The sequence below is a fragment of the Mycobacterium seoulense genome, from assembly GCF_010731595.1.
GTDB classification, from domain to species: domain Bacteria; phylum Actinomycetota; class Actinomycetes; order Mycobacteriales; family Mycobacteriaceae; genus Mycobacterium; species Mycobacterium seoulense.
The window spans coordinates 3937960-3960995 of sequence record NZ_AP022582.1 but is presented as its reverse complement, the minus strand read 5'-3'; the positions used below and the strand labels follow the sequence as shown (position 1 = coordinate 3960995).

Here is a 23036-nt window from a genome sequence, read left to right as displayed (position 1 = left end):
CTTCACAGATTTGGAACACTGGGCGCGATCGAGGTGATCACCTCGTCGGCGGGCACGATCGCGGTCGCGTAATTGGGGATGTTCACCTCGAGCGCGGCGCGCATCTCGATGTCCGAGTAGTCAGCCGTCGCGTCGCGCACCACGGTGACCTCGTAGCCGAGCTCAGCCCCGTATCGAACCGTGGCCTCCAGGCAGGTGTGGGCGATGAGTCCCATCATGATGAGCCGATGAATGCCATGGCGTTTGAGCTGCAGGTCCAAGTCGGTGTTCGCGAACCCGCTCGAACACCAATGCTCGTGGGCGACGACGTCGCCGGGCTGTGGTTCGAACCCGTCGCGAAGCTCGCCTCCCCAGGTGCCGAGCGCAAAGGTTTTCCGCGACCACGCCGCCTTCTGCACGGGCGCAACGTGTTTCCACGTCTCGTAATCGCCGGGGCGGTACCGGCGATGCAGCGCATAAAACACGCGGATATTCGCGGTCCGGGCGGCATCGAGCACCTGCTTGAGGTGCGTGACGCAGTCGTTGCTCTCGATGACGTCCTTCAGCCGATCCCACACCTTGCCGCCGGGGGAGATGAAGTCGTTGTACGGGTCGATCAACACCAGCCCGGTGGTGTCCTTGCTGTATGTCACGCGGCCATCATCCCTCGTGGACGTCTTGACTACGCCATCTCCCCGCTGCTAGACATGGGTGCGCCCTAATTTGGGCGATCGCCCAAATGGCTTCGGCGCGGAGGTGGAGCATCGATGACCGTCACCAACGACACGGCCGTCTACTACGACCCCTACGACACCGGCATCATTGCCGACCCCTACCCGACCTACGCGCGGTTGCGTGAAGAGGCGCCGATCTACTACAACGAGCGCTACGACTTCTGGGCGTTGTCAAGGCATTCCGATGTCGAACGGGCGCTGGCGAATTGGGAGACGTTCTCCAACAAGCGCAGCGACATCCTCGAGCTCATCCAGTCGAAATTCGACATGCCCGGCGGGGTGATGATGTTCCAGGATCCGCCCGAGCACACCAGGCTGCGCGGCCTGATGTCGCGCGTGTTCACCCCGCGCCGGATGGCCGCGCTCGAGGACCAGATTCGCCGATACTGCGTGCGGTGTCTGGACCCGCTCGTCGGATCCGGGGGCTTCGACATCATCGCGGAGCTGGCCTCGATGATGCCGATGCGGGTGATCGGGATGCTGTTGGGAATCCCGGAGTCCGAGCAGGTCTCGGTCCGCGACGCCAACGACGCCAACCTGCGCACCAAACCGGGCGCACCGCTCAAGGTCGCCGACGCCGACTCCATCGCCGACGGCCGGATCTACGCCGACTACGTGGAATGGCGGTCGAAGAATCCCTCCGACGATCTGATGACAACGCTGCTCAACGTCGAATTCGACGACGAGGACGGTGTGCACCGCAAGCTGACCCGCAAGGAGGTGCTGCACTACACCCAGGTGGTCGCCGGGGCGGGCAACGAGACGACCGGCCGCCTGATCGGCTGGCTGGCCAAGGTGCTCGCCGAGCACCCCGACCAGCGGCGCGCGGTCTACGAGGATCGGTCGCTGCTCACCCGCACCGTCGACGAGACACTGCGCTTCGAACCGACCGGCCCGCACGTCGCCCGCTGGATGGCACGGGATTTCGAGTGTTACGGCACGACGGTTCCGGCCGGCAGCGCCATGCTGCTCCTGTTCGGCGCGGCAAACCGCGACCACCGCCGCTACACCGATCCCGACACCTACAACATCCGTCGCGACAACATCTCACACATCACGTTCGGCAAGGGTGTGCACTACTGCCTCGGCGCCAACCTGGCCCGCCTCGAGGGCCGCGTCGCGCTGGACGAGATTCTCAACCGTTGGCCCGACTGGGGTATCGACTACGACACGGCGCGACTGGCCTCGACGTCGACCGTGCGCGGCTGGGAGCGGTTGCGGATCGTGTTGCCCTGACCCGGGTTAACTCGGCATCTCGAATCGGTCGACGAAACGGTTCACCAGCGCGACGGCCTCGGAGTGGCCGGTCGTGGCGCCGAGTGCCTGCTCCAGGATCAGCATGCGGCCGACCGCGGCGATGATGACCGCGATGCCGGCCGGTGGAAAGTCGCCGGTGTCCAGGTCGTGTTCGCGGACGATGAAATTCAGTGCGGTGATCTGCATTTCGCGCCACCGCTGGAACCAGGCCGCGATCTCGGCCCTGATCTCCTTGCGATGGTTGGCCAGCCCCATGAACTCCAGCAGCAGGCGGGTGTCCTTCGGTTCGATGAGCGTGTCCCAGAACGCGTGCAGGGGGCGGTCGGAGGCCAGCGCCTGCTGTTGGCGCTCCAGGTAGGCCTCAGCTCCGCGCCGGAAGACGTTCAGGAAGAGCTCGTCCATGGTGGGGAAGTAGTAGTGCACCAAGGCCGGTTTGACGCCGGCTTGCGCCGCCACCCGGCGAGACGTCGCCGCGGCGTAGCCCTCGTCGACCATGACCTGGATCGTCGCGCCGATCAGCATGTCGCGGGTCGTGGAATCCCGCGCCCTCGGTCGTTGGGAGGCGGTCATGGTGTTGACTTCCTGTCGGTGGACCGTGACGTGCGGGCGGTTGGGCGATCGCCCAAGAGTCTAGCGTGGCGGGGTCGCAGGATTAGGAAGTGGTGTGATCGGGGAATTGGGTTACCAACAGTCACGTAACGGAAGGAAGGCCGTGCCTCCCACTTTCGCCGACGTCATCCAATCGAAGTACCTGCTGCTGACGACGTTCACCAAGGACGGCCGCCCCAAGCCGACACCGATCTGGGGTGTGCCCGACGGCGACACGCTGCTGGTGATCACCGACGACGGGTCGTGGAAGACCAAGCGGATCAACAACACGCCCCGGGTGACCCTCGCCAAGAGCGCCGCGTTGGGCAAACCCAAGAGCGAAGCGGTCGAGGGCGTCGCCCGAGTCCTGCCGAAGTCCGAGACGCGGCGCGTCTACAACGCCGTGCTCAGGCGGTACTGGTACCACGCGTGGTGGTTCTACGCGCACTCGATCGTGCGCGGCGGCATCGACAAGGTGCACGTCGGCCTGGAGATCAAACCGGCCGGATAGCGTCGCTCTTGGGGTCGATCAGGATCTTCGCGTGCGTCTCGGGGTCGGCGAGCGCATCGAACGCGGCTTCGACGCCGGACAACCCGACCGTCCCCGTGATCAGCGGCGTCACGTTGACCTTTCCGTCGGCGAGCATATGCAGGGTGTCGCGGAACTCCAGCGGCGTGTAGCCGAGCACGAACCGCAGGTCGATTTCTTTGTTGATCGCCATGGCCGGTCGAATGCGGTCGGCGCCCATGCAGACGCCGACGACAACGACGCGCGAGAACAGCGGCGCATGGGCAATGATGTCGTCGATGATGCCCGGGACGCCGACGCATTCGAAGACGACGGGATGCTTGGGCGTTGCGGCGCCGATCGCGTCGGCGGCGCGCCACACGTGCCACCACGGCAGCCGCAGCCGCTGCAGCTTCTCGATCGTCCCGACGGCCAGGTCGAACGCCTCCAGGATGCCTTGCAGATGCTTGCGTCCCGCCTCGGTTGCGTACGGGGAGTCCCGCGCGGGGTCGACGACGATATCGGCCCCGCACGCCGTCGCCAGCGCGCGCCGCCCCGGCGAGAAGTCGCTGGCGATCACCGTGCGCACCCCGTGTGCCTTGAGCATGCAGATCACCGCGAGACCGATTGGCCCGCAACCGATGACGATCGCGACGTCACCCTTCTTCACCTCGCCGCGCCGGACGGCGTGCCACCCGACGGCCATCGGCTCGGTCAGCGCCGCCGTCTCGGGGGGCAACCCGTTCGGGACGGCGAACGTCAGGGACTGCTCGACCAGAAGCTGCTCGGCGTAGGCGCCCGGCGCCATGGTGGACAGCCCGATCCCGTGCACTTCTTTGCCGCGCCGCAGCAGCGGCAGGGCCACGACGCGCGTGCCGGGCCGCGGGGCCTTGCGAGTGCCGGGACCGTGATCGAGCACCTCGCCGCAGAATTCGTGACCGAACACCACCTGCTGATCCGATCGCATGAACGCGTCATATCCCGACTCGGCCATCACGTCGGCGAGTTCGTCGCAGTGCCGGCGTGCGTGCAGATCCGATCCGCAGATGCCGCACCGCAGGACGTCGAGCAATAACTGCCCCTTGGCGGGGGTCGGCGTCGGGGCGTCGATTACTTCGAGCTTTGCGTTGGTGCACGTCACGCTCTTCATCCGTCGATCCTCCTACACGGTGGCCGACTTTTGACCCGCCGGTTGCAATCCCGCCGCCCCTTTCAGCTCTGCGTAGGCCCGCCGCGTGCACCGCGCGAGGAGCGGTAGGTCACCGAGTGCCGCGGCGTTGGCGACGAAGCCGAAGTCCATGCTGTCGTGGTAGGACGCGAAGGTGGCGTTGAGTCCGATCGAGGCCGCGAGGGCGGAAACCGGGTAGATGCCCAGCAGGCGTGCGCCGTTGAGGTATCGGATCTCCTTGGCGCCCGCCACATTGGAGATGACGAGGTTGCACGCCGGGTGGGCGACGCGGTCCAGGTGTGTGGACGAACCCAGGCCGGCGAGCGCGACCAGCCCGGCCGCATAGGTCAGCGCCGCCTCGCTGGACATGCGGCCGAGTTCTTTCTTGCACGCCGCGACCGAGTCGACCACCTGGTGGATCCGTTCCGACATGCTCGCCTGAGGCTCTCCGAGCCGCGGGAACACCGCCGACACTCGCGTGCCGATCGCCGTGTCCCCGCCGGCGCGCAGCGACACCGGACACATCGCGATGAAGCGGTGCGCGAAGGCCCGGTCCGTCTCGCGTAGGTAGGCATGCAGCCCGGCGTCGACGACGGTGACCGCCACGTCGTTCAGGGTCGCCCCGAGGCGACGGCCGATCTCATGCATCTCTTCGAGCGGCAGGGAAAGCGTCGCGAAGCTTCGCCCGATCTGCAGCGGAGCGTTGGTCGGGGCGTGCTGCGCCCCAAACGGCAGACTGCCCTCCAGATGCGATCGGAAGAGACTCGCGAGCACTTTGCGCAGCGCGCCGACCGAGATCTGGTTGAGCGCCTCGACCTGCGTGACGGTCCCGCGAATCGAGTCGGCGATCCGCGAGGTGAGGGGCGTCGGCGGGTGCGGAGTGGGTTCCGGTGCGCCCAACGCGAATGCGGGTGTCGGGACCGTGCGCTCCGCGGTCGTGCTCAGCCCGGCGTAGAGAAGCTTGAGGCCGGATTCGCCGTCGATGATCGAGTGATGGGTCTTGGTGTAGATCGCGAACATGCCGTCCGGCACCCCATCGATAACCCAGCACCGAAAAAGCGGCCGGTCCCGGTCGAGTTGTGGCTCGTGCAGGTCGGCGACGAGCCGCAGCAGGTCCTCGTAAGAGGAGCGAGCGGGGAGGGCCAGGTGTCCGACGTGGTAGTGGGGGTCCCAGTGCGTCACCTCCCGGAAATGGGGCGCGCCCAGACCGAGTAGCTCCGGGACGTAGTTGAAGGGCGGCGCCGGCGTGCATGCCCGGTAGGCCTCCACGATCTCGCGCACTATGGGCGCGCGGCCGGCCGGCTTCTTGAACAACAGCATGGCGCCGACATGCGTGGTGCCGGCCGGCGACTCGATCAACAGCCATGAAAGATCCAGGGGCGGAATCGGTTTCGTCATGCCGTACCTCCGATGCGCAATCCTGGCACCCGGCCCGCGCGCGCGGGAGTCCGAACGTTACGGCGATGTTCTCTCCGTGCACCAGGGCTCACGAGGGCATTAGGGCCCCGTTACGGCAGTCGTAAGTCCCTCAGGCCGAGGTTTGGCCGCTCGCCGCGCGGTACGCCGCCAGCGTGTCCGCCACGGTCTCCTGCGGATCCCGGTACTTGATGCCGAGCTCGCGTTCGCTGGGTGAATCGTCGGATGCCGGCATCTGCGTGTAGTACTGCATCCCGGCCCACGTGAAGGGCGTGTCGAACGGCAGGAAGCGGCCGGCCCTGTCCAGCACCGCGCCCGCCACGCGCAGCGCGGTGTCGGGAATCGGGACGGACACCATGGGCGTCCCGGCAACCTCGCCGAGCATGGCCGCCAGCTCGGCCGCGGGCACCCGGTGGCCACCCGCGGTGTAGCGGCGCGGGCCGCGCCCCGGTTCCAGCAGCGCCGCATGCAACGCGGCCAGGTCGCGGACGTCGACGATCAACCACGCCGCGCTGCGGCCCGGGATCGCGTGCATCTGCACGGCCGCCCTGACCCCCTCGCCGGCCTCGCCGAACTGGTCGCCGACCGGCGGGCCGAGCACCATGCCGGGATAGGTGATGTTCACCGGCGCGCCGGCGTCCTGCAGACCCCGGGCATAGATGTCGACCTGCGCCTTGGACGTGCCGTACCCGTCGGCCCCGCCGACCACCGCCAGGTCCGCGGTCAACGTCTCGAGGTTCGGGTGGAAGAGCGCGGTGAAGCTGGACACGTGAACGATGGGGTCCAGGCCCAACTCGACCGACTGACCGAGGACATTCTGGGCGCCCTGCATGTTGGTGGTCAGCATCTGCATCGTCTGGCGCGGGTCGGTGGCGACCAGCGCGGCGCTGTGCACGACCGCCTCGCATCCGTCCAGGGCCTTGCGCACGGCGATCCGGTCGGTGATGTCGGCGACGGCGAAGTCGGACACGTCGACGCCCAGCTTGGCCACCGAGGTCTCCAGCTTGCCGGGGTTGCGCACCAGAAATCGGATGGAGTGCCCTGCGTCGGCGATGGCCTTGGCCGTCCATCCGCCGACGAATCCCGTACCGCCTGTGATCAGAACGCGCATGGTGCGATCTTTGCAGGACCGTCCGGCCTACAGGTGACTGGAGGCGAAGTTGGCGGCCTGGGTTGTCATGCCGTTCACCCCGTAGGAGACGTGCGCGGCAAAGTCGCCGTTGCCACTGCCGCACACGGGATCGCCCTGGGCGCACAGCTCCAGGGTCTTGGGCTGATACAGCGGACCGATCGCGAGCGGCGGGGCGTGATACTTCTGCAGGAAGTCGCCCGACGGCGTTCCGAACAGGGTGACCGCGGCGACGTGATTCGCCACGTCCGGCGGCATGGGCGCCGGCACGGCGGACGCGGGCACGCCCGCCGGGACGACCGCCGAGGTGACATACCCGGCCAGGGCCGCGCCCTGCGAGTACCCGCCGAGCACCTCCCGGGTGTTGGGGCAGTTCTTGGCGGTGGCTTCGACGTGCGCGCTGGCGTCACGGATGCCGTCGATGACCGTCAGTGGAAAGTTGGGACTCGAAAAGTCGGTGCTGGCGGGGTAATTCACGGCATACACCCCGAGCGACCGCGAGCCGAGCTCCGAGCGCAGCGCGTCCACGAACGACCCGCCGATGCCCCCGATACCGGGCGGCTCGCCCGACCCGCGGGCGAACACCACCTCCACGTCGGGACACGGGTCGGCGGACGCCGAGGGGCTGGGCGCGCTGGCCACCAGCGCACCGCCCACCAGCACCGCCAGTCCGACGAGCGCCGACAGCCGGCGCAGCCCGGCGAGCCTGCTCACTTCTTGAACGCGTCTTTCACCTTTTCACCGGCGTCCTTCAGGCTGGACTTCGCTTGGTCCGCCCGGCCCTCGTCCCTGGTGTCGTGGTCCCCGGTCGCCTTGCCGATGGCTTCTTTGGCCCGGCCGCCCAGGTCCTCGATCTTGTTCTTCAGCTTGTCCTCGTTGCTCATGCCGGTGTGGCTACCCAGCAAAGGGAGATGTTGAAACCCCCACCCTGCCATCATGGAGGTTGTGAGCGCCGCAATTGTGGTCGCGATAGTGGTGGGGCTGATGCTGCTCGGCATCGGCATGGTGGTGAACCAACTGCTTCGGCTCCGCAAATATCTCGGGGACGCGCCGCCCGTTCCGCCGGCCGCCCCGGATCCCCCCGACCCGCCCGACTAGCTTCGTACGATCAGCCCGCGATGGCGGCGATCGCCGCCGCGCTCTCCAAGTCGCCGAAGGCGATCGCGTACCGCTGCGCCAGTGCGACGGCGACCTCGACGCGTTGCCACAGCCCGCCGCCGGCGCTGGCCGTGCAAAGCCACAGCGTCAGCCCGTGGGCGACCGACGCCCGGTAGCGCAGCCACAGCTCGTCGGGCGACGGCAGCTCGGCGTCCGGCAGCGCCAACGCGTTGCGGTATTCCTCGAGGAGGTCGCGCTCGTGTTTCCGGCGTTCCTCGACCGTCAGGGCGCCCTGCAGGAAGTAGCCGAGGTCGAGCGACCAGTTTCCGCGGCGTGCCATCTGCCAGTCGAGAAACCCGACCTCGCCGTCGGGCGTGACGTAGGTGTTGCCGATGTGGGGATCGCCGTGCAGCAAGGTCTGCGGCGATCTGGTGAGCGTCCGGATGTAGGGCTTCCACACCGACTCGACGAGTCGGTCGATGGTCATTTCCAGCACTTCGGCGGGAGTGTCGGAGTCGAGGCGCTCGAGAGCGGAGGGCAGCGGCGCGTACTGCAGCCCGTCGAAGGGCAAGAACGGCTCCAGCCAGGCGAGGCCGGGATGCCGCAGCACCCGCGCGCCCCAGTAGCGGCCGTGCATTCGGCCCAGGGCTCGCACCCCGGCGGCGGCCTGCTCCGGGTTCAGCGGCCGCAGGGAATCGCGCGGGTCGGCGGCGCGCGCGTTCAGATCCTCCATGACCATGATGAAGTCGTAGGCGTCTTCGTCGATCACAGCGATGTAGACGGCCGGGTGTTCGAGCGGCAGTTCGACGCCGGAGGAGAACAGTCGCGGCTCGTGAAACATCCCGCTGGTCATCCGGATCAACTCTTTGTGCGCCGGGTCTGCCGCCTTGACGAACACCGTGGCCGGGCCGGTGCCGGCCGAATATGTCAGGGCCAGCCGGGCGCGCCGATTGGTGCCGTCGTCGCGGAGGTCGACGGTCACGTCGTCGATGACGACGCCCGGATGGTGCTCGGCCAGGGCCGCCGACATCCAGGCCGGTGTGATCTCGTCCCAGCTCCGAGGCACGGTCAGAGGCAGTGTGCTCACTCAGGGTCCCGTCGTCGCGATGGTATGCCAGTAACGACACGGATCGTGTCGTTACTGGCTTGAAGCGCAAGTTACCGCATGCGACGCACCCTTCGGAAGGGCAGGGCTGATCTAAGCTCGCCCCATGCCTGAGGCGAGGGGCGGCAGGCCACGCGACGTGCAGCTGGACGACGTGATCCTCGCGGCGACCCGCGAGCTCCTGGCGGCCGGCAGCTACGCCGAGTTGTCGATGGAAGGGGTGGCCACCCGCGCCAAGGTGGGCAAGAAGACCGTGTACCGGCGCTGGTCGTCGAAGGCGCCGTTGGTGGCGGATGCCGTCCTGGACGCCTACGGCAGGGGCAGCTCGTTCGAGGTGCCCAACACCGGGGACCTGCGGGCCGACCTGCGGTGCTGGCTGGTGGAGCACGCCGAGTTCATCGCCGACCCCGCGAGCGCGGCGCTTGTTCGCGCGCTCATCGCCGCCGCCGCGGCCAGCACGTTCGACAGCCAGGCGCTCGACCAGCAGCTGAGCGTCCCGCAGCACGCCGGCCTGCTGGCCCGCCTGCGGCTAGCCGCCGACGACGGTCAATTGCAGGCAGATGCCGACATCGACGCCGTCGCGAACGCGTTGATCGGCACTCTGCTGCTGCGGCTGTTGAGCCGCACGCGGGCGACCCGACCGCTGACCACGGAATTCGACGGGCTCCTCGACGCGATCCTCGGCGGAATCCTGCGCTGATCGGGGCGGGAGAAACCGAACCGTGGCTCGGGGGCGGCTGATAGCTTCGTCCTCGTGGCAACGGCGCGGCGCGGCACCGTGACACCGTCGGGTCTTCTGGTCACCGACGACGGTCTGCCGCGCGGCGTCTCCGGGGCGGCCGACCCGCATTTCGGCAACGTCGTCAAGCTGTTCGCGCAGCTGTTTCCCGGGCGCAGGTTCGGTGGCGGGGCGCTGAGTGTCTACATCGACGGCGTGCCGGTCGTCGACGTCTGGACGGGGTGGTCGGACCGGGCCGGGAGCCGGCGCTGGACGGCCGACACCGGCGCGATGGTGTTCTCGGCGACCAAGGGTGTCGCCTCGACGGTCATCCACCGGCTGGCCGACCGCGGCCTGCTCTCCTACGACGAGCCCGTCGCCGAGTACTGGCCCGAGTTCGCGGCCAACGGCAAGGCCGAGATCACGGTTCGCGACGTCCTGCGGCACCGCTCCGGGCTGTCGCACCTGCGCGGGGTCACCAAGGCCCAGTTGATGGACCACACCCTGATGGAGGAGCGCCTCGCCGCCGCGCCGGTCGACCATCTGCGAGGGGTGCAGGCGTATCACGCGTTGACCTACGGCTGGTTGCTGTCCGGTCTGGCCAGGGCGGTGACGGGCAAGGGCATGCGGGAACTGATCCGCCAGGAGGTCGCGCGCCCGCTCAACAGCGACGGCCTGCACCTCGGCCGCCCCCCGGAAGGCTCGCCGACCAAACCCGCGGAGGTCCTGCTGCCGCAGGGCAGGCTGCGCGCCCCGGTGTTCAACTTCATCGCCCCGAAGGTGGCGGGCCTGCCGTTCTCCGGCGCGCTGGGTGCGATGTACTTCCCCGGCGTCGTCTCGCTGATCAAGGGCGACACCCCCTTCCTCGACGGGGAGGTCCCCGCCGCCAACGGCGTGGTCACCGGCCGCGGGCTGGCGAAGATGTACGCCGTGCTGGCCAACGACGGCCGCATCGACGGCAAGAAATATCTGTCCCAGGAGCTGGCGCGCGGCCTGGCGGGGCGGGCGCGGCGCAAGTGGCCCGACGCGAACATGGTGGTGCCCATGCCATTTCACCTCGGTTACCACGAATCGCCCGTCCCCGGCCTGCTGCGCGGTTTCGGCCACGTCGGACTCGGTGGGACGCTCGGCTGGGCCGACCCCGAAGCCGGCAGCTCGTTCGGCTTCGTCCACAACCGGTTGCTGACGCCGCTGCTGTTCGACATGGGATCCTTTGCGGGACTGGCGCGTCCGCTGCGCAACGCCATCTTGGCCGCCCGCGATCAGGGCCCGCTGCCGGTGCCGCAGCTCGGCGCCGGCTACGCCAAACCCGCCCGCCGCAAGGCGGCCCTATAACCGGGCGGCGACGAAGTTCGCCGCCTGAGCCGTCATTCCCGACTGCACATACGAGCCGTGCGCGAAGACGTTGATGTGGGAGCCATCGGAGCACGCGGGGTCGCCGGCGGCGCACTCGTCGATGGTCTTCGCGGCGTAGGGCGGGCCGATCGGGGGGAACACCGTGCCGGCGAGGCTTCCCGCGAGCGGGCTGGTCGGATTGCCGAAGACGGCGATGGCCGCGACGTGGTCGTCCGCCTGCGCCGGCAGGGCCTTGGTGGCCAGATCCATCACGCCGGCGCCCTGGGAGAACCCGCCGAGCACCAACCGGGTGCGGGGGCACCGGACGATCATGTCGCCCACGTGGGCGACGGTGTCGTCGGAGCCCGCCTGGGCGCTCGTCGCGAAAGCCGTTGTCGCCGGGTAATTCACCGCGTACACGCCCATCGATCTGCCGCCAAGCTGCGGTCCGAGCGAGTCGATGAACGCCTGGCCCACCTGGCCGACGCCGGATGCCTGCCCGGTGCCGCGGGCGAACACCACCTCGACGTCCGGGCACGGATCGGCATCAGCGGAGGGGACGTCGGTGGGTACGCCCACCACCGCCGAACTCACCGCGGCCGCAACGCCGGCGGCGCGCACGAGGTTGCGAAAGACGCGCGGCGCGATCACCGCTCAATGCTGACACAGGCGTTCCCGCGCGGCAGTGTCAGCGGAAGGTCGGTGTAGGTGACGATGCCGGGCGCCGCGGCGACGACGGCAGGGATGGCGTTGATCGCGGGCATCGCGGTCATGATGTGACCGAGGTCCATGAACTCCTCGATCGTGGTGGCCTCGAAGTAGGGCGGCGGCAGGAAGCCGACCTTGGTGGTCACCGTCGGCTGCCCGTCGATCTGGATGACCCAGCCGTCCTGCTCGATCTTCCAGTCGGGTTCCAGCGTCTGCCCCTTGCGCCACCGCACGTTCAGGTCGATCAGGGTGGTGTCGCCGACGACCCCCTGCCAGCTGATGTACACCCCCGCCACGCATCCGGCGGGAATCGTCCAGGACGCCATCTCGAGATCCGCGGTGGTCTGGGCGAACTCGGCCACGCAGCGCACCTCGTCGAGCTCGACGCCCAGCGCGTCGCCCACCAGCCGGACGGCCTCGCCGAAGATCGCCGTCCCGTTGGCGGCCATCGCCTGCAGCTCGGGGTGATCGATCGGCTGGCCGAAGCCCACCGGCTTCTCGGTCTCCGGGGAGTCGTAGAACGTGGTGTCGGCGGCCTCGTTGACCGTGACCTTGTCGATCCGGTTGCACACCATCGCCGACACGATGGCGAGCAGCTCGGCGAAACCGGGGCTGACCCCGGAGCCGAAGATGGTGGCGCCGCCCTTTTCGCAGGCCTCCGCGATCCTGTCGCGGCCGTCGCCGAGGTTTCCGCCGGTGATGAACGACGCCGTGGTCACCACGTTGACGCCCGCCGACAGGATGCGGACCAGTTCATCGACGTCGATCCACATCGGGTTGTAGACCACGCAGTCCGGTTTCAGCGCGAGCAGCGCGTCGACGTCGTTGGTGGCCGCCACGCCCAGCGGCGGGATGCCGACGAGTTCGCCGGCGTCGCGGCCCACCTTGTCCGCCGACCAGGCATAACAGCCCACCAGCTCGAGCGTGGGGTTGGCGACGATGGACTTCAGCGAGCTCTTGCCGACATTGCCGGTGTTCCACTGAACCACTCGATAGTTGTTTGGCACTCGCTCAGCATAGGGAATCGAGGGCTTCGTTAATAGGCGGATTCGGCCGCCAGGATTTCGGCGAGGAAGGCGTCGTCCGCCGGCCGGTCCAAGCGCGCCCGGGCCCACCGGCGCACGCGTTCCCGGATTTCGGGCGACTCCGTCGTCTCGGCCCCGACGAGCACCGACGTCGCCGCCCAATCGTGGTCCCACGCGGCCGATTCCGTGACCGGACCTCGGCGGTCGTCGACCAGGGGAAGGGCCGCGCGGCCGTCGGCGTCCAGGGCGCCGGTACCGGAGATGGCCCCGGAGCGCAGTCGCACCGCGACACCGGTCGGCGCGTCCGGCCCGATGACGGCCGCCCGCACGACGGCGACGACCCCCGGACCGGCCGCCTCGACCGTCCAGTCGACGGTGTTCTCGCCCGCGTCGAAGATTCCGGGCGGAACCCCACCCCAGTTGACCGACGCGGTGCCGCGGGCGATCGGCGCCGCGGCGCGCGGGCCCGCGCCCGCCCCGGCGGCCAGCGCGTAGTCGTCGCGGCGCCCGCTCGGTGGCGCCGGCATCGCATCCGAATCGTCAAGGGCGGCGTACAGTTTCGGCCAGCCGGGGCCGTCCACCCCCACCTCGTCGGCCAGGGCGGCGCCCGCCCGCACCAGTTCGAGCGCGCGCGGGTCACCCTCGGCGGCGTGCGCGGCCAGGGCGGCGGCGTGCGGCACCAGCAGCCCAGCGACGTCCGAATCCAGCGTGTCGTCGGCGAAGAAGCCCTGCGCGCCGGCGGTCAGCAACGCGACCTCGAGGTCCAACAGCGCGTGGTCGAGGCCGGCGATGCCGTCGCGGAGACTGGCGGGCCACCAGCGCCGCAGCCAATGGCCCACGGCCAGCCTGCGCAGCGGCCTCAGCGAGCCCGGCAGGATGTGCACGCCGGCCAGGTCGATGCCGCGCGGTTCGTCCGCCGACCCCACCGCGGAGGCCAGCGCGACGTGGCCGGATTCACCGAGCACCCGCCAAAGCCAGTCGGCGCGTCGGAGATCCGTGAACGTGATGTGGGTGGCCGCATCGTCCGGCTCGTCCAGGGTCCACGACAGCACCGCGCCACTGACCTCGAGGACCACGGCCAGCGGCGTCGCCTCGCTGACGGGTCCGGTGCTCCACAACCCGGATTCGGCAACCAATCTCATCCGGCCACCTGCAATTCCAGCATCGCCTTGATCCGCTGCCGGTGGTCCAGGCTCACCGAGCGTGCCACCCCCTCGAGCAGCGACCGCACGTCGTCGACGTCGTCGCAGGGCTCCTGCCACACGTCGCGCCCATGCAGCCGCGCCCACAGCCGGCTCAGGTAGGGCTGCGCGTACGCGGCGAGGTCGTCGACCACCTGCCGCTGGCGCGGATGGATCGGGCCGCCCTCGGCGAGGTAGCGCCGCGCGTGCAGCACGTAGGCCTCCTTGCGCAGGCGGGCCTGGATCTGCGCCGCCAGGGCGTAGCGGCTGGCGGCGGTCGGGTCCAGCGGGTCCAGCTCGACCGCGATCTCGATGCCCGCGACGAGCGTGGCCTGTTTGTCCTCGCCCAGCAGCCCCCACGGCGCGCAGGCCCTGTCGACCTCCTCCTCGCACAGCAGGGGGATGTCGGGCAACGCGTCGCGGTCCAGGGCGCGGCGCAGCGTGGCGCGCACCCGGTCCACCACGCTGCGGTCCAGCGGGCGGTCGCTGTCGGTGCCGCCGATGACCCGCGGGGGCCGTTGTGGCGCAACAGAAGTCAATCCCAGGTCGACGACCGACCATGGCAACTCGGCCGCCTCGACCCGGGCCAACGCCCCCAGGTTGTACGGGGTGGCGTCGGCGATCATCGCCGACCAGACGCGTTGCCGGCCCGTAGCGCCGCGGTGGCTGCCGGCCGGCCCGAGCACGGTGGCCAGCTCGGCCAGGAACGGTTCGGTGACGGTGTCGCCGGTGGCCCGTACGTCGCGCCAGCTGCGGTCGAGCTGGTCGTCCAGCTTGGCTAGCGCCTCGGAATCGGTCACGTACTGGTGCAGCACCTCGATCGCGGTGCGGTCGCGGCCCTGGTGGATGTCACCCAGCACCGCGGCCGCCGTCTCGCGATCCTGCGCTGCCGGTGGGCCTTTCGTCACCGCCAGCTCGAAGCACACCGGGAAGTACAGCTCCTGGGCGTTGCCGGTGCGGATGCGCTGCCTGCGGCGCTCCATCTTGAGGATGTCGAACCATGCTGCGGCCGCACGCAATTCGGCGCCATTGCGGACGATCAATTCGCGCATGGCCGCGGCCGTCTCGGGGGGGACGACGGGAGCCGAGTATTGCGGGTTGGACCGCAGCCGCAGCACCAACGGGTCGATGATGCGTTTGACGGTGCGGCTCAACGGCCCGCCGTCGTCGCTGCTGAGCACCTCGACACCGGGGCCGATCGCCCGCCACGCCGCGTCGATCACCGACCGGCGGGGGTGGCCGACCGCGACGGCCAGCTCCGAATCGGCGCTCATCTGCACAGAATAGGGGCATCGCGCAGAACACGGCAGCCGAAAAGTTGGGTTCGGTAGCCGGCGGGCGGCTGCATCGTGGTCGCATGAGGAAGCTGTTGGCGCTCGTTGACCGGTTCAGGCACCCGCGGCGGCGGGGCGCCGCTGACCGCGCCGTCGGGGTCGGCACCGTGCGCACGGTCGAGCGTCAGGTGTTCATCGAGGTGGTCGCCGTCTCCGGGGAGACCTTCATCGGCAAGCTGGCCCGCTGCGGCGACGGCCTCGACGTGTCGGTGCTGCGCCCCGGCCTGGTCGTCCTGGTGGCGTTCGATCCCGCTGCGCGCGAAGAACTTTCGCTGCCCGACGACGTGCTTGCGGTGCATGCGGCGTTCGTGGCGTCGCCGTGAGTGCTAGCGTGCGCCGTCCACCGCGAAGCTGACCACCGCGCCCCAGTACAGCGGGCTGGCCCCCGGATCGCCGTCGCGCCAGCGCCGCATCCGCTCGCGCTGCCAGCGGTTCACCGCGCACCCGGCGTCTCCTTCGGCGTCATGGGCGCGATCCACGGCGGCCACGACGTCGGCCATCGGATCGGCGGCCGCCGTGGCGAACTGCCGGTACGCCGCGGTGGTCGGCAGCGACCACAGGGTGGCCGTCACCAGCTGTGCGCCGCCCAGGACCATGGCCGCCACCAGCCCGGTGGCCTCGTCGAATTGGTAGTCCCCACCCGACCCGCACGCGAGCAGGGCCACCCGCGGCGGCATCGGCAACTGCAGGGCCATCAGGTCCGAGGCGGTCAGCGGGCGGTGCTCACCGATCGGGTCGGCGTCGCCCGGGGTTTCGGCCGTATCGGCGAGGTGCAGCGCAGCCCGATCGGCTTGGCCTTCGGCCGAACTCGCGTGCCCCACATACAGGAGCCGGCTCGGGGCCTGGGCGAGCAGCTTGGCCAGCCACGTGCGGTCGGCGTCGTGGCGGCGGAACAGTTCGACCGCGGCGTCGACGGCCGGTAGCACGGGCCGGCGCGTCAGCCCCTCGGTGAAGTGCCGCGCCAACGGGGTTTCGGGGGACGGCCTGCCGAGCACCGAACCCAGCGCCGAGTCCGGGCGCTGCCCCGGCACCCGGGGGTCGAGGACCAGCAGCGGCGGGCCGTTTCTCCTGGCGTCCGATCCGGCCGGGGCCCGCCGTGAATGCACGATGTTCGGCGGCACCGCCATCAGGACGTCGACCAGCTCCATCAGCCGGTGGCCGTCGGTGTGCTGCGCGATGTCGGCGAGCTGCCAGGGGATGCGGGCCGCGGCCCGGCCGCTGGCGGTGATCGCCTCCTGTCGGGCGCGCACCAGTTCTTCCTTGCTGGGGCCCGATTTCGGCACCGCCAGCAGTCCCCACGGGACACGCGCCAGCCGCGCGCTGGGCGAGACGAACAGGACTGCCCGCGGCGTGGCGACGCACTCGGTCAGCAGCTGCCAGCCGGCGGAGCCGATCAGCAGCACACCGAGGATGTAGGCGAGCGTGAGCTCGCTCTCGGCCGCCGCGAACGGCCCGGTGGTCAGGGCGCGCGCGATGGCGTCCCGCCGGCCCTCGGCACCGTTCGGCTCGGGCAGGGCGTTCGCCAGCTCGTCCAGCGCGGCGAGCAACAACGGCTCTTCGATGACCCAGTTGACGGTTCGCGACGGCTGCCCGACGATGCGCAGGCTCGCGTAGGTGGCGATCCCGACGTCGGCGTACCGCAGGATCAGCGTGGTGCGGTCGGCGTCGCTCATGGCCAGGTCGACCAGGCGGGCTCGGCCGCGGTGACGGCGCGGCCGTAGCGCTGGTAGGCCAGCGCGCGATAGTGGCTGAGGATCGGCTCGGCGCCGGGCTGCATCCGCAACGGCGGCAGCGGCCCGAGCCGGGTCAGCGATGCGCCGCGGGGGGCGGCCGGACCGGCCGCGGCCAGCGCCGGGGCCGGCTCCAGCTCGGTGTCGACGGGGACCTGGGCCGTGGCCGTCGACGCCCATTCGCCGGATTGCGGCCGCTCCCCGCCGGAATCGAAAGTGCCTCGCGCGCTGTGATATTCGACCAGCTCGCTGATGAGTTCGGTGTTCTCCCATTCCCACGCGACGGCGAAGGCGCCGGCCAGAACCCGCGCCGAAACCCCGGTGGCCCACCGGGATCTCGCGTCGGCGTCGGCGATCGAATACCGCACCGAGTCGACCGCCAGCGCGGCGGGCACCTTGAGCTCGGCGGCCTGCTGCAGTTTGGTCATGCCGCGCCGGTACTTTTCGGTGCCGATCTCGCCATGCAGGATGCCGAGCCCCTCGGCCTGCCTGGCCTCGGTCTCCTCCAGCGTCTCGTCGGGATCGCCCGAGCTGTCGAAACCGAGGTCCGCCAACGCGTCCGCACGCCACACCGTGCCGAGATGGTTGTCGAGCAGCGCGTACTGTAGCCAGCTGCTGCGCGGCGACGAGTCGAGCAAGTCGCGTGCCTCGGCGATCAGCTCGACGGCATCGGCGAAGCGGCTCCAGAAGATCGCAATCCAGCTGCGCTGCAACAAGATACGGTGCAGGTGCAGCGGCTTTCCCAGCTCCCGCCAGTGCCGCTCGGCGTGTTCCCAGCATTCGTCGGCGGCTTGTAGCGCGCCCGCCCCCAGCCGGGTGAGCCCCAGGTACAGCCAGCAGCGGGCAACGTCGTGCGCGCGGGCGTGGCGGGCGATGACGGGGTAGGCCTCCGAGACCAACTGCTCGGTGCCGGCGTGGTCGTTCGCCGCCCAGCGCGCCGCCGCGGACTCCAATTGCGCTTGCGCCGTTGCAAGTTCCCAACCGTTGGCGCGGGCCCGGGCTTCGGCGCGGCGCAGCCAGGGTTCGGCCTCGGAGAGCCGGCCGGTTTCGACGCAGAACCTGCCGTACCCGATGCCGACGGCCACGCGGAGGTGGTCCGCTTCCTCGCCGCCGCCTCGGTACTCTTCGATATCCGCAACGATGCGCTCCCACAACGGGACTGACCGAACGTGCAGGTCGTCGTCGCACAGCGCGGTCGCGCACAGGAGCAGCGCATGGATGCGCAGTCTCGCGTGTTCGCCGGCCAGAGCGGGCAGATCGGCGTCGTCGTCCAACACCGCCAGCGCCGCGGCCGCACCCTCGTGATCGCCGATCGCCGCCGCCAGGCCGGTTTGCAGGAACCGGGCCCGGCGCGAATACCGACGGATCATGTGCGTGGTGTCGGCGTCGGCCGGCATGCTCGCGTAGATCGACACGCAGTCCTGTATGCGCCGGATGGACTCGCGCACCCCGTCATTCGCGCCGCGGCCGAGGTAGATCTCGCCGAGCTGCGCGAGGACCTCCAGCATCAGATCGTCGCGGTCCTCCCGCTCGATGCCCGGTATCAAGGACAGCAACAGATCGCGCGCCCCGGATTCGTCGGCCGCGAACGCCAGGCGGCGCGCGTTGTCCAACTCATCGGGGATCGACACGGCTGCATCATAAGTCCGCGGTCTCGTCCCGGCAGCCGAAAACGGCGAGCGGCGGACGCGTGAGTGGGCACGTCCGCCGCCCGGTCGCAGTCGATCAGCCGCAGGTCACCTTGATGTTGAAGTCCTTGCTGATCATTCCGGCCATCGGGTTCTTCAAGTCGGCGCCCTGAGCCTGGCCCGTGATGGTGTAGGTCTTGCCGTCCACCGCCACGCTGGCCGAGCCGACCTTCGCGCCCATGTTGTTGCTGACCGACAGCGCGTTGCCGTCGACGACCATCGCCAGCGACTCGACCTTCGGGGTGGCCTCATCGGTCATCACGACGGCGAGCGCTTGCCGTCCGCCGCTGGAACCGCTGCCGATGTCGATTTTGCCGCCGGTCCTGACGCAGGTCACCGAGGCCGGGTCCAGGCCCGCCAGGTCGGCGCCGCCAACCTTGACCTGCGCCCCGCCGCCGTTGGCGACGCTGGGTGCCGTGCTCGATGCCGGGCCGGCCGTGTGGCCGCCGCTGGAGCACCCCACCAGCACCGATGCGGCGCCCACTGTCCCGATCGCAGCCGCGAGAAGACGTTTCACTTTGCGGTTCCTTCCTTACATGCGCCGCCCCGATGGCGTCGTCATGGCGCAAGTACAGACCCCCGGAGTCGCTACCGATCCCAAATTTCGGTGCGCCGGGCCGGTAGGCTGCGTCGAGGCCGGCGTCGAGGAAGGGAGGCACGCGATGCTGTGCGTGAAGTGGTTGGAAAGGCCTGAGGCCCACGACTTTCCGGCGGCAGCGGACTACCTCACGATGCTCGCGGACGCCAACACCGTGAAGAAGGTGATCAAGAAGCTGAAGGCCGGGACCGTCACCCACCGAAAGGCGAAAGACATTCTGCGTGCGGCGCGGCTGGGCCTGTTGCCCCCCGACAATCCCCACGTCGCCGCCGACCTGACCAAGATCGAGAAGGGCCAAGCGCTGTCGCCCATCCTGCTGGTGCGCGGCGACTTCGCGGCCGGTGTCCCGCTACAGATCGCCGACGGCTACCACCGGGTGTGCGCGAGCTATCACACCGACGAGAACACCGACATCCCGGTCGTCATCGCGGCCGTGAACCGCTGACTTCAGGAGTGGCGATGATCGACACCAAGACCGTGGGAACCGTGCAGGTGCTGACCCTGTCGTCGGGTCCCGTCAACGCCCAGGACGTCGAGCTGCTCGACGAGCTCACCTCGGCGGTCGGGCAGCTGCGAGGTGCGGGCGCCGGCGCGCTGGTCGTCACCGGCGCCGGCCGGGCGTTCAGCGCCGGCGTCGACCTCAACCGCGTGGTTCAGGGTGGCGCCTCTTACACCGATCGGCTGGTCCCGGCGCTGTCCGCGGCGTTCGAGGCGATGTTCTCCTATCCGGGCCCGACCGTCGCCGCGATCAACGGCGCGGCCATCGCGGGCGGATGTGTGCTCGCGTGCGCCTGCGATCGCCGCCTGATCGGCCCCGAGGCGCAGATCGGGGCGGCCGAGGTGCGGGTCGGGGTGCCGTTCCCGGTCGCCGCGCTGGAGGTCATGCGCTATGCCTGCGGGGATCACGCCGAGGAAGTGCTGCTCGGCGGACTGACCTATCGCGGGCCCGACGCCGTGGCCCGCGGGCTTGCCCATCGCGTGGTCGCCGACGGCCTCCTCGAGGCGGCCGTCGCGGAGGCGTCCGAACTCGGCGGCATCCCGGCCGGCGCCTATCGCCAGACCAAGACCCAGCTGCGGGCCCCGGCGATGGCGCGGATCCGCGAGGGCCGGGATATCGACGACGAGGTGCGCCAGACGTGGGGCGCGGACGAGACGCTGCACCGCATCGCCGCCTACGTGGAGCGGCTGCGCCGGCGCGGCTGATCAGTCCTCGTCGACGGCGTCCTCGACGGCCACGCCGCCCCTGGTGCGGCGGCGCCGCATCCGATGCGAGCCCTTGCCCGTCGGGCGGCGGTTGCGCAACCTGGCCTGGGCGGCTTCCGCGCCGCCGGCCTCGTGGGTCTCCGCGGCCTCCGGGCTCTCCTCGGCGGCCGCGACCGGCTCGGCCGCCGGCTCGGGCTCCGGGGCGTCGGCAGTCTCGGCCGTGACGGTCTCGGCCTCCTCGGCCTCTTCCGCCTCGGTTTCCTCGGCCTCGTCCGCCTCCGATTCCTCGGCGACCTCCGATTCCTCGTCGGCCTCCGATTCCTCGGCGACCTCTTTGCGGCGGCGCTGCTTCTTGGGCTTCTTCGCCTTGATCGGTTTCGGCGGAGGCGGCGGCAACTCGGCGACGAACGACAGGTAGAACGCGAAGAACCCGAGCAGCGCGATCGCCGCGGCCGCGCCGTAGATGGCGAACAGATACTGTCCGGCGGCATCCAGGCTCAACCAGATCTCGCTGATCGCCGTGCCGATGATCAGCACACCCGCCAGCACGTGACACACGATCGAGACGACCCGCAGCGTCAGGGCCAGCTGCGGCGTCCCCAGCTCCGGCTTGCGCACCCGCAACAGGTTGAACACCACGGGCAGGGCGGCCAGCGCGACCAGCGCACCCGTGGTGATCCGCAGCGCCGTCCCCAACGAATGCGTGGTGTCACCCATCAGCTCCGGCCAGCGGGGCAGCACGAATAGGAAGTAAAGGGCGCCGGCAACGAGGGAGAACAACAGGTGCCACGGCACGGCAATCTTGCGCCCCATACCCCTCCTCGTGCTGGTGAGTTCACGCCAGCCTAAAGGCGGCCAACCCGAATCCAAACCAATTCGTGCCTGTCCGCATGGCGGACCAATTGCGGAGGATGCGGGATTTGAACCCGCGAGGGCTGTTAACCCAACCCGCGTTCCAGGCGAGCGCCATAGGCCACTAGGCGAATCCTCCGTTGGCCATGGTAACCGAGGCCACCATCGGCGCCGCCACGCGCTCGTCGACGACTTCGAGCCAGGTATTACACTCGCGATGGACCCCGCGCGGCGTCTATCCTGTGAACTCCCCCAGGGCCGGAAGGCAGCAAGGGTCAATGGGCTCTGTCGGGTGCGCGGGGTCCCCTATGTCGGGGCCCAAGGCTCGTCCCCCCACCTGACCCCGAAATCACGGTCGACAGTGAAAGGGTCCATGGTGTCGCTGGAGTCCCTCGGCGCGACAGAACTCGCCGCCGAACACGCCCGTCACAAGCAGGATTACGCGGACCTGCAGGCCAAGAAGTTGGCGCTGGACCTGACCCGCGGCAAACCCGCGCCGGAGCAGCTCGATCTGTCCAACCAGCTGCTGAGCCTGCCCGGCGACGACTACCGCGACAGCGAGGGCACCGACACCCGCAACTACGGCGGCCTGCACGGCCTGCCCGAGCTGCGGGCGATCTTCGGCGAGCTGCTCGGCATTCCGGTGCAAAACCTGATCGCCGGGAACAACTCCAGCCTGGAGCTGATGCACGACCTCGTCGCGTTCTCGATGCTCTACGGCGGCGTCGACTCGCAGCGCCCGTGGAAGGATGAGCCGAGCGTCAAGTTCCTGTGCCCCGTTCCGGGCTATGACCGGCACTTCGCCATCACCGAGACGATGGGCATCGAGATGATTCCCGTCCCGATGCTGCCCGACGGCCCCGACGTCGACCTGATCGAGGAACTGGTCGCCGTCGACCCCGCCATCAAGGGCATGTGGACGGTCCCGGTGTTCGGCAACCCCACCGGGATCACCTACTCGTGGGAAACGGTGCGCCGGCTGGTCCAGATGCGGACGGCGGCGCCCGACTTTCGCCTGTTCTGGGACAACGCCTACGCGGTGCACACCCTCACGCACGAGTTCATCCGCCAGGTCGACGTGCTGGGGCTGGCGGCCAAGTCCGGCAACCCCAACCGGCCCTACGTGTTCGCGTCCACCTCCAAGATCACCTTCGCCGGTGCGGGCGTGAGCTTCCTGGGCGGATCGCTGGGCAACATCGCGTGGTACCTGCAGTACGCGGGGAAGAAGTCGATCGGCCCGGACAAGGTCAACCAGCTGCGGCACCTGCGCTTCTTCCGGGACGCCGACGGGGTGCGCCTGCACATGCTGCGCCACCAGCGGATCCTGGCGCCGAAATTCGAGCTGGCCCTGGACATCCTGGACAAGCGGCTCAGCGACTCCAAGATCGCGTCGTGGACCGAGCCTCAGGGCGGCTACTTCATCAGCCTTGACGTGTTGCCCGGGACGGCGCGCCGGACCGTGGCGCTGGCCAAGGACGCGGGCATCGCCGTGACCGAGGCGGGTGCGTCGTTCCCGTACCGAAAAGACCCGGAGGACAAGAACATCCGGATCGCGCCCACCTTCCCGTCGCTGCCCGACCTGCGCGACGCGGTCGACGGGCTGGCCACGTGCGCGCTGCTGGCCGCCTCGGAGTCGTTGCTCGTCTCCGCGGCGTCCAGTGTGAGCTGAGGGCGGGCCGGCA

The 23036-nt window shown here is 69.6% G+C and carries 25 protein-coding genes, 1 tRNA gene and 1 other RNA gene; 10 read left to right on the top strand and 17 right to left on the bottom strand.

The features are described 5' to 3' along the window. Positions 1-2: 2 nt before the first annotated feature. Positions 3-632 carry a cysteine hydrolase family protein gene (locus G6N37_RS18320; RefSeq protein ID WP_163682535.1) on the bottom strand — a complete coding sequence of 210 codons (630 nt, stop codon included), beginning with the start codon at positions 630-632 and terminating at the stop codon, positions 3-5. 114 nt (positions 633-746) lie between these two features. Between G6N37_RS18320 and G6N37_RS18315 the strand changes: the two genes are divergently transcribed. After that, entirely contained in the window at positions 747-1949 is a 1203-nt protein-coding gene (locus tag G6N37_RS18315; protein WP_163682533.1) for a cytochrome P450, read from the top strand. A gap of 6 nt (positions 1950-1955) precedes the next feature. Here G6N37_RS18315 and G6N37_RS18310 read toward each other — a convergent pair whose 3' ends face one another. Then, positions 1956-2540: a TetR/AcrR family transcriptional regulator gene (locus G6N37_RS18310; protein WP_163682531.1), complete on the bottom strand. Its 585-nt coding sequence runs from the start codon at positions 2538-2540 to the stop codon at positions 1956-1958. A 142-nt stretch (positions 2541-2682) separates the two neighbouring features. On the opposite strand from G6N37_RS18310, the gene G6N37_RS18305 reads away from it, so the two are divergent. Next, positions 2683-3069 (top strand): PPOX class F420-dependent oxidoreductase, encoded by a 387-nt coding sequence (locus tag G6N37_RS18305; RefSeq protein WP_163682529.1) that lies wholly within the window; start codon positions 2683-2685, stop codon positions 3067-3069. Here G6N37_RS18305 and G6N37_RS18300 read toward each other — a convergent pair. From G6N37_RS18300 to G6N37_RS18280, 5 genes are all read right to left on the bottom strand, one after another. Continuing rightward, on the bottom strand, positions 3053-4216 hold the full coding sequence (locus tag G6N37_RS18300) for a zinc-binding dehydrogenase (protein WP_163682527.1): 1164 nt from the start codon (positions 4214-4216) through the stop codon (positions 3053-3055). The genes G6N37_RS18305 and G6N37_RS18300 overlap by 17 nt on opposite strands. A 12-nt stretch (positions 4217-4228) precedes the next feature. Next, positions 4229-5632, bottom strand: a complete 1404-nt coding sequence (locus tag G6N37_RS18295) for a wax ester/triacylglycerol synthase family O-acyltransferase (RefSeq protein ID WP_163682526.1) — start codon at positions 5630-5632, stop codon at positions 4229-4231. Positions 5633-5762: 130 nt separating this feature from the next. Beyond that, positions 5763-6761, bottom strand: a complete 999-nt coding sequence (locus G6N37_RS18290) for an NAD-dependent epimerase/dehydratase family protein (RefSeq protein WP_179961859.1) — start codon at positions 6759-6761, stop codon at positions 5763-5765. Positions 6762-6788: 27 nt separating this feature from the next. Continuing rightward, entirely contained in the window at positions 6789-7448 is a 660-nt protein-coding gene (locus G6N37_RS18285; RefSeq protein WP_372514730.1) for a cutinase family protein, read from the bottom strand. A 41-nt stretch (positions 7449-7489) separates the two neighbouring features. Next, positions 7490-7663, bottom strand: a complete 174-nt coding sequence (locus tag G6N37_RS18280) for a CsbD family protein (RefSeq protein ID WP_046182002.1) — start codon at positions 7661-7663, stop codon at positions 7490-7492. 61 nt (positions 7664-7724) lie between these two features. Between G6N37_RS18280 and G6N37_RS18275 the strand changes: the two genes are divergently transcribed. Then, entirely contained in the window at positions 7725-7877 is a 153-nt protein-coding gene (locus tag G6N37_RS18275; RefSeq protein WP_163674204.1) for a hypothetical protein, read from the top strand. 10 nt (positions 7878-7887) lie between these two features. Here the strand turns inward: G6N37_RS18275 and G6N37_RS18270 are convergent, their stop codons facing one another. Continuing rightward, entirely contained in the window at positions 7888-8907 is a 1020-nt protein-coding gene (locus G6N37_RS18270; protein WP_276066652.1) for a phosphotransferase, read from the bottom strand. 181 nt (positions 8908-9088) lie between these two features. On the opposite strand from G6N37_RS18270, the gene G6N37_RS18265 reads away from it, so the two are divergent. After that, a complete protein-coding gene (locus G6N37_RS18265) occupies positions 9089-9682 on the top strand; it encodes a TetR/AcrR family transcriptional regulator (protein WP_163682523.1) in 594 nt (197 codons plus the stop codon). 78 nt (positions 9683-9760) lie between these two features. Then, positions 9761-11035: an esterase/beta-lactamase LipL gene (lipL, locus tag G6N37_RS18260; RefSeq protein WP_163685204.1), complete on the top strand. Its 1275-nt coding sequence runs from the start codon at positions 9761-9763 to the stop codon at positions 11033-11035. On the opposite strand, the gene G6N37_RS18255 is transcribed toward lipL, so the two are convergent. Genes G6N37_RS18255 through G6N37_RS18240 form a run of 4 tightly spaced genes read right to left on the bottom strand, consistent with a single transcriptional unit; the run spans position 11030 to position 15223 of the window. Next, the gene (locus G6N37_RS18255; protein ID WP_269475729.1) at positions 11030-11686 is read right to left on the bottom strand and encodes a cutinase family protein; all 657 of its coding nucleotides are present in this window, start codon (positions 11684-11686) and stop codon (positions 11030-11032) included. The genes lipL and G6N37_RS18255 overlap by 6 nt on opposite strands. Further along, on the bottom strand, positions 11683-12750 hold the full coding sequence (locus tag G6N37_RS18250) for an NAD(P)H-dependent amine dehydrogenase family protein (RefSeq protein ID WP_163682521.1): 1068 nt from the start codon (positions 12748-12750) through the stop codon (positions 11683-11685). The genes G6N37_RS18255 and G6N37_RS18250 overlap by 4 nt, the downstream gene beginning before the upstream one ends. A 29-nt stretch (positions 12751-12779) precedes the next feature. Next, positions 12780-13910, bottom strand: a complete 1131-nt coding sequence (locus tag G6N37_RS18245; RefSeq protein ID WP_163682519.1) for a hypothetical protein — start codon at positions 13908-13910, stop codon at positions 12780-12782. Further along, positions 13907-15223 carry a hypothetical protein gene (locus G6N37_RS18240; protein ID WP_163682517.1) on the bottom strand — a complete coding sequence of 439 codons (1317 nt, stop codon included), beginning with the start codon at positions 15221-15223 and terminating at the stop codon, positions 13907-13909. The genes G6N37_RS18245 and G6N37_RS18240 overlap by 4 nt, the downstream gene beginning before the upstream one ends. Before the next feature lie 44 nt (positions 15224-15267). Between G6N37_RS18240 and G6N37_RS18235 the strand changes: the two genes are divergently transcribed. Next, positions 15268-15606: a hypothetical protein gene (locus G6N37_RS18235; RefSeq protein WP_372514697.1), complete on the top strand. Its 339-nt coding sequence runs from the start codon at positions 15268-15270 to the stop codon at positions 15604-15606. Between the two features lie 3 nt (positions 15607-15609). Here the strand turns inward: G6N37_RS18235 and G6N37_RS18230 are convergent, their stop codons facing one another. From G6N37_RS18230 to G6N37_RS18220, 3 genes are all read right to left on the bottom strand, one after another. Beyond that, positions 15610-16956, bottom strand: a complete 1347-nt coding sequence (locus G6N37_RS18230) for a CHAT domain-containing protein (RefSeq protein ID WP_163682513.1) — start codon at positions 16954-16956, stop codon at positions 15610-15612. After that, a complete protein-coding gene (locus G6N37_RS18225) occupies positions 16953-18644 on the bottom strand; it encodes a hypothetical protein (protein WP_163682511.1) in 1692 nt (563 codons plus the stop codon). The genes G6N37_RS18230 and G6N37_RS18225 overlap by 4 nt, the downstream gene beginning before the upstream one ends. Before the next feature lie 94 nt (positions 18645-18738). Continuing rightward, entirely contained in the window at positions 18739-19218 is a 480-nt protein-coding gene (locus G6N37_RS18220) for a lipoprotein LpqH (RefSeq protein ID WP_083171837.1), read from the bottom strand. Positions 19219-19363: 145 nt separating this feature from the next. Here G6N37_RS18220 and G6N37_RS18215 point away from each other — a divergent pair, with 145 nt between their 5' ends. Next, complete coding sequence (locus tag G6N37_RS18215; RefSeq protein ID WP_163682509.1) at positions 19364-19744, top strand: hypothetical protein; 381 nt, start codon at positions 19364-19366, stop codon at positions 19742-19744. A 14-nt stretch (positions 19745-19758) separates the two neighbouring features. Further along, complete coding sequence (locus G6N37_RS18210) at positions 19759-20502, top strand: enoyl-CoA hydratase/isomerase family protein (protein WP_163682507.1); 744 nt, start codon at positions 19759-19761, stop codon at positions 20500-20502. On the opposite strand, the gene G6N37_RS18205 is transcribed toward G6N37_RS18210, so the two are convergent. Both G6N37_RS18205 and G6N37_RS18200 read right to left on the bottom strand, forming a co-directional pair. After that, positions 20503-21315 carry a hypothetical protein gene (locus tag G6N37_RS18205; protein ID WP_163682505.1) on the bottom strand — a complete coding sequence of 271 codons (813 nt, stop codon included), beginning with the start codon at positions 21313-21315 and terminating at the stop codon, positions 20503-20505. Between the two features lie 92 nt (positions 21316-21407). After that, positions 21408-21493: transfer RNA gene (locus G6N37_RS18200), tRNA-Ser, on the bottom strand. A 76-nt stretch (positions 21494-21569) separates the two neighbouring features. On the opposite strand from G6N37_RS18200, the gene ffs reads away from it, so the two are divergent. Together ffs and G6N37_RS18190 are read left to right on the top strand one after the other, a co-directional pair. Further along, positions 21570-21666, top strand: an RNA gene (gene ffs / locus G6N37_RS18195) — signal recognition particle sRNA small type. Between the two features lie 64 nt (positions 21667-21730). Then, positions 21731-23023, top strand: coding sequence for an aminotransferase class I/II-fold pyridoxal phosphate-dependent enzyme (locus tag G6N37_RS18190; protein ID WP_163682503.1), 1293 nt, complete (start codon positions 21731-21733; stop codon positions 23021-23023). Positions 23024-23036: the final 13 nt, after the last annotated feature.

Bases quoted from the DNA above. Each gene is read 5' to 3' on its own strand.
- G6N37_RS18315 (WP_163682533.1), top strand. From the start codon at position 747: ATGACCGTCACCAACGACACGGCCGTCTACTACGACCCCTACGACACC.
- G6N37_RS18310 (WP_163682531.1), bottom strand. From the start codon at position 2,540: ATGACCGCCTCCCAACGACCGAGGGCGCGGGATTCCACGACCCGCGAC.
- G6N37_RS18300 (WP_163682527.1), bottom strand. From the start codon at position 4,216: ATGAAGAGCGTGACGTGCACCAACGCAAAGCTCGAAGTAATCGACGCC.
- G6N37_RS18295 (WP_163682526.1), bottom strand. From the start codon at position 5,632: ATGACGAAACCGATTCCGCCCCTGGATCTTTCATGGCTGTTGATCGAG.
- G6N37_RS18290 (WP_179961859.1), bottom strand. From the start codon at position 6,761: ATGCGCGTTCTGATCACAGGCGGTACGGGATTCGTCGGCGGATGGACG.
- G6N37_RS18280 (WP_046182002.1), bottom strand. From the start codon at position 7,663: ATGAGCAACGAGGACAAGCTGAAGAACAAGATCGAGGACCTGGGCGGC.
- G6N37_RS18270 (WP_276066652.1), bottom strand. From the start codon at position 8,907: ATGTCGGCGGCCCTGGCCGAGCACCATCCGGGCGTCGTCATCGACGAC.
- G6N37_RS18265 (WP_163682523.1), top strand. From the start codon at position 9,089: ATGCCTGAGGCGAGGGGCGGCAGGCCACGCGACGTGCAGCTGGACGAC.
- G6N37_RS18245 (WP_163682519.1), bottom strand. From the start codon at position 13,910: ATGAGATTGGTTGCCGAATCCGGGTTGTGGAGCACCGGACCCGTCAGC.
- G6N37_RS18240 (WP_163682517.1), bottom strand. From the start codon at position 15,223: ATGAGCGCCGATTCGGAGCTGGCCGTCGCGGTCGGCCACCCCCGCCGG.
- G6N37_RS18230 (WP_163682513.1), bottom strand. From the start codon at position 16,956: ATGAGCGACGCCGACCGCACCACGCTGATCCTGCGGTACGCCGACGTC.
- G6N37_RS18215 (WP_163682509.1), top strand. From the start codon at position 19,364: ATGCTGTGCGTGAAGTGGTTGGAAAGGCCTGAGGCCCACGACTTTCCG.
- G6N37_RS18210 (WP_163682507.1), top strand. From the start codon at position 19,759: ATGATCGACACCAAGACCGTGGGAACCGTGCAGGTGCTGACCCTGTCG.
- G6N37_RS18205 (WP_163682505.1), bottom strand. From the start codon at position 21,315: ATGGGGCGCAAGATTGCCGTGCCGTGGCACCTGTTGTTCTCCCTCGTT.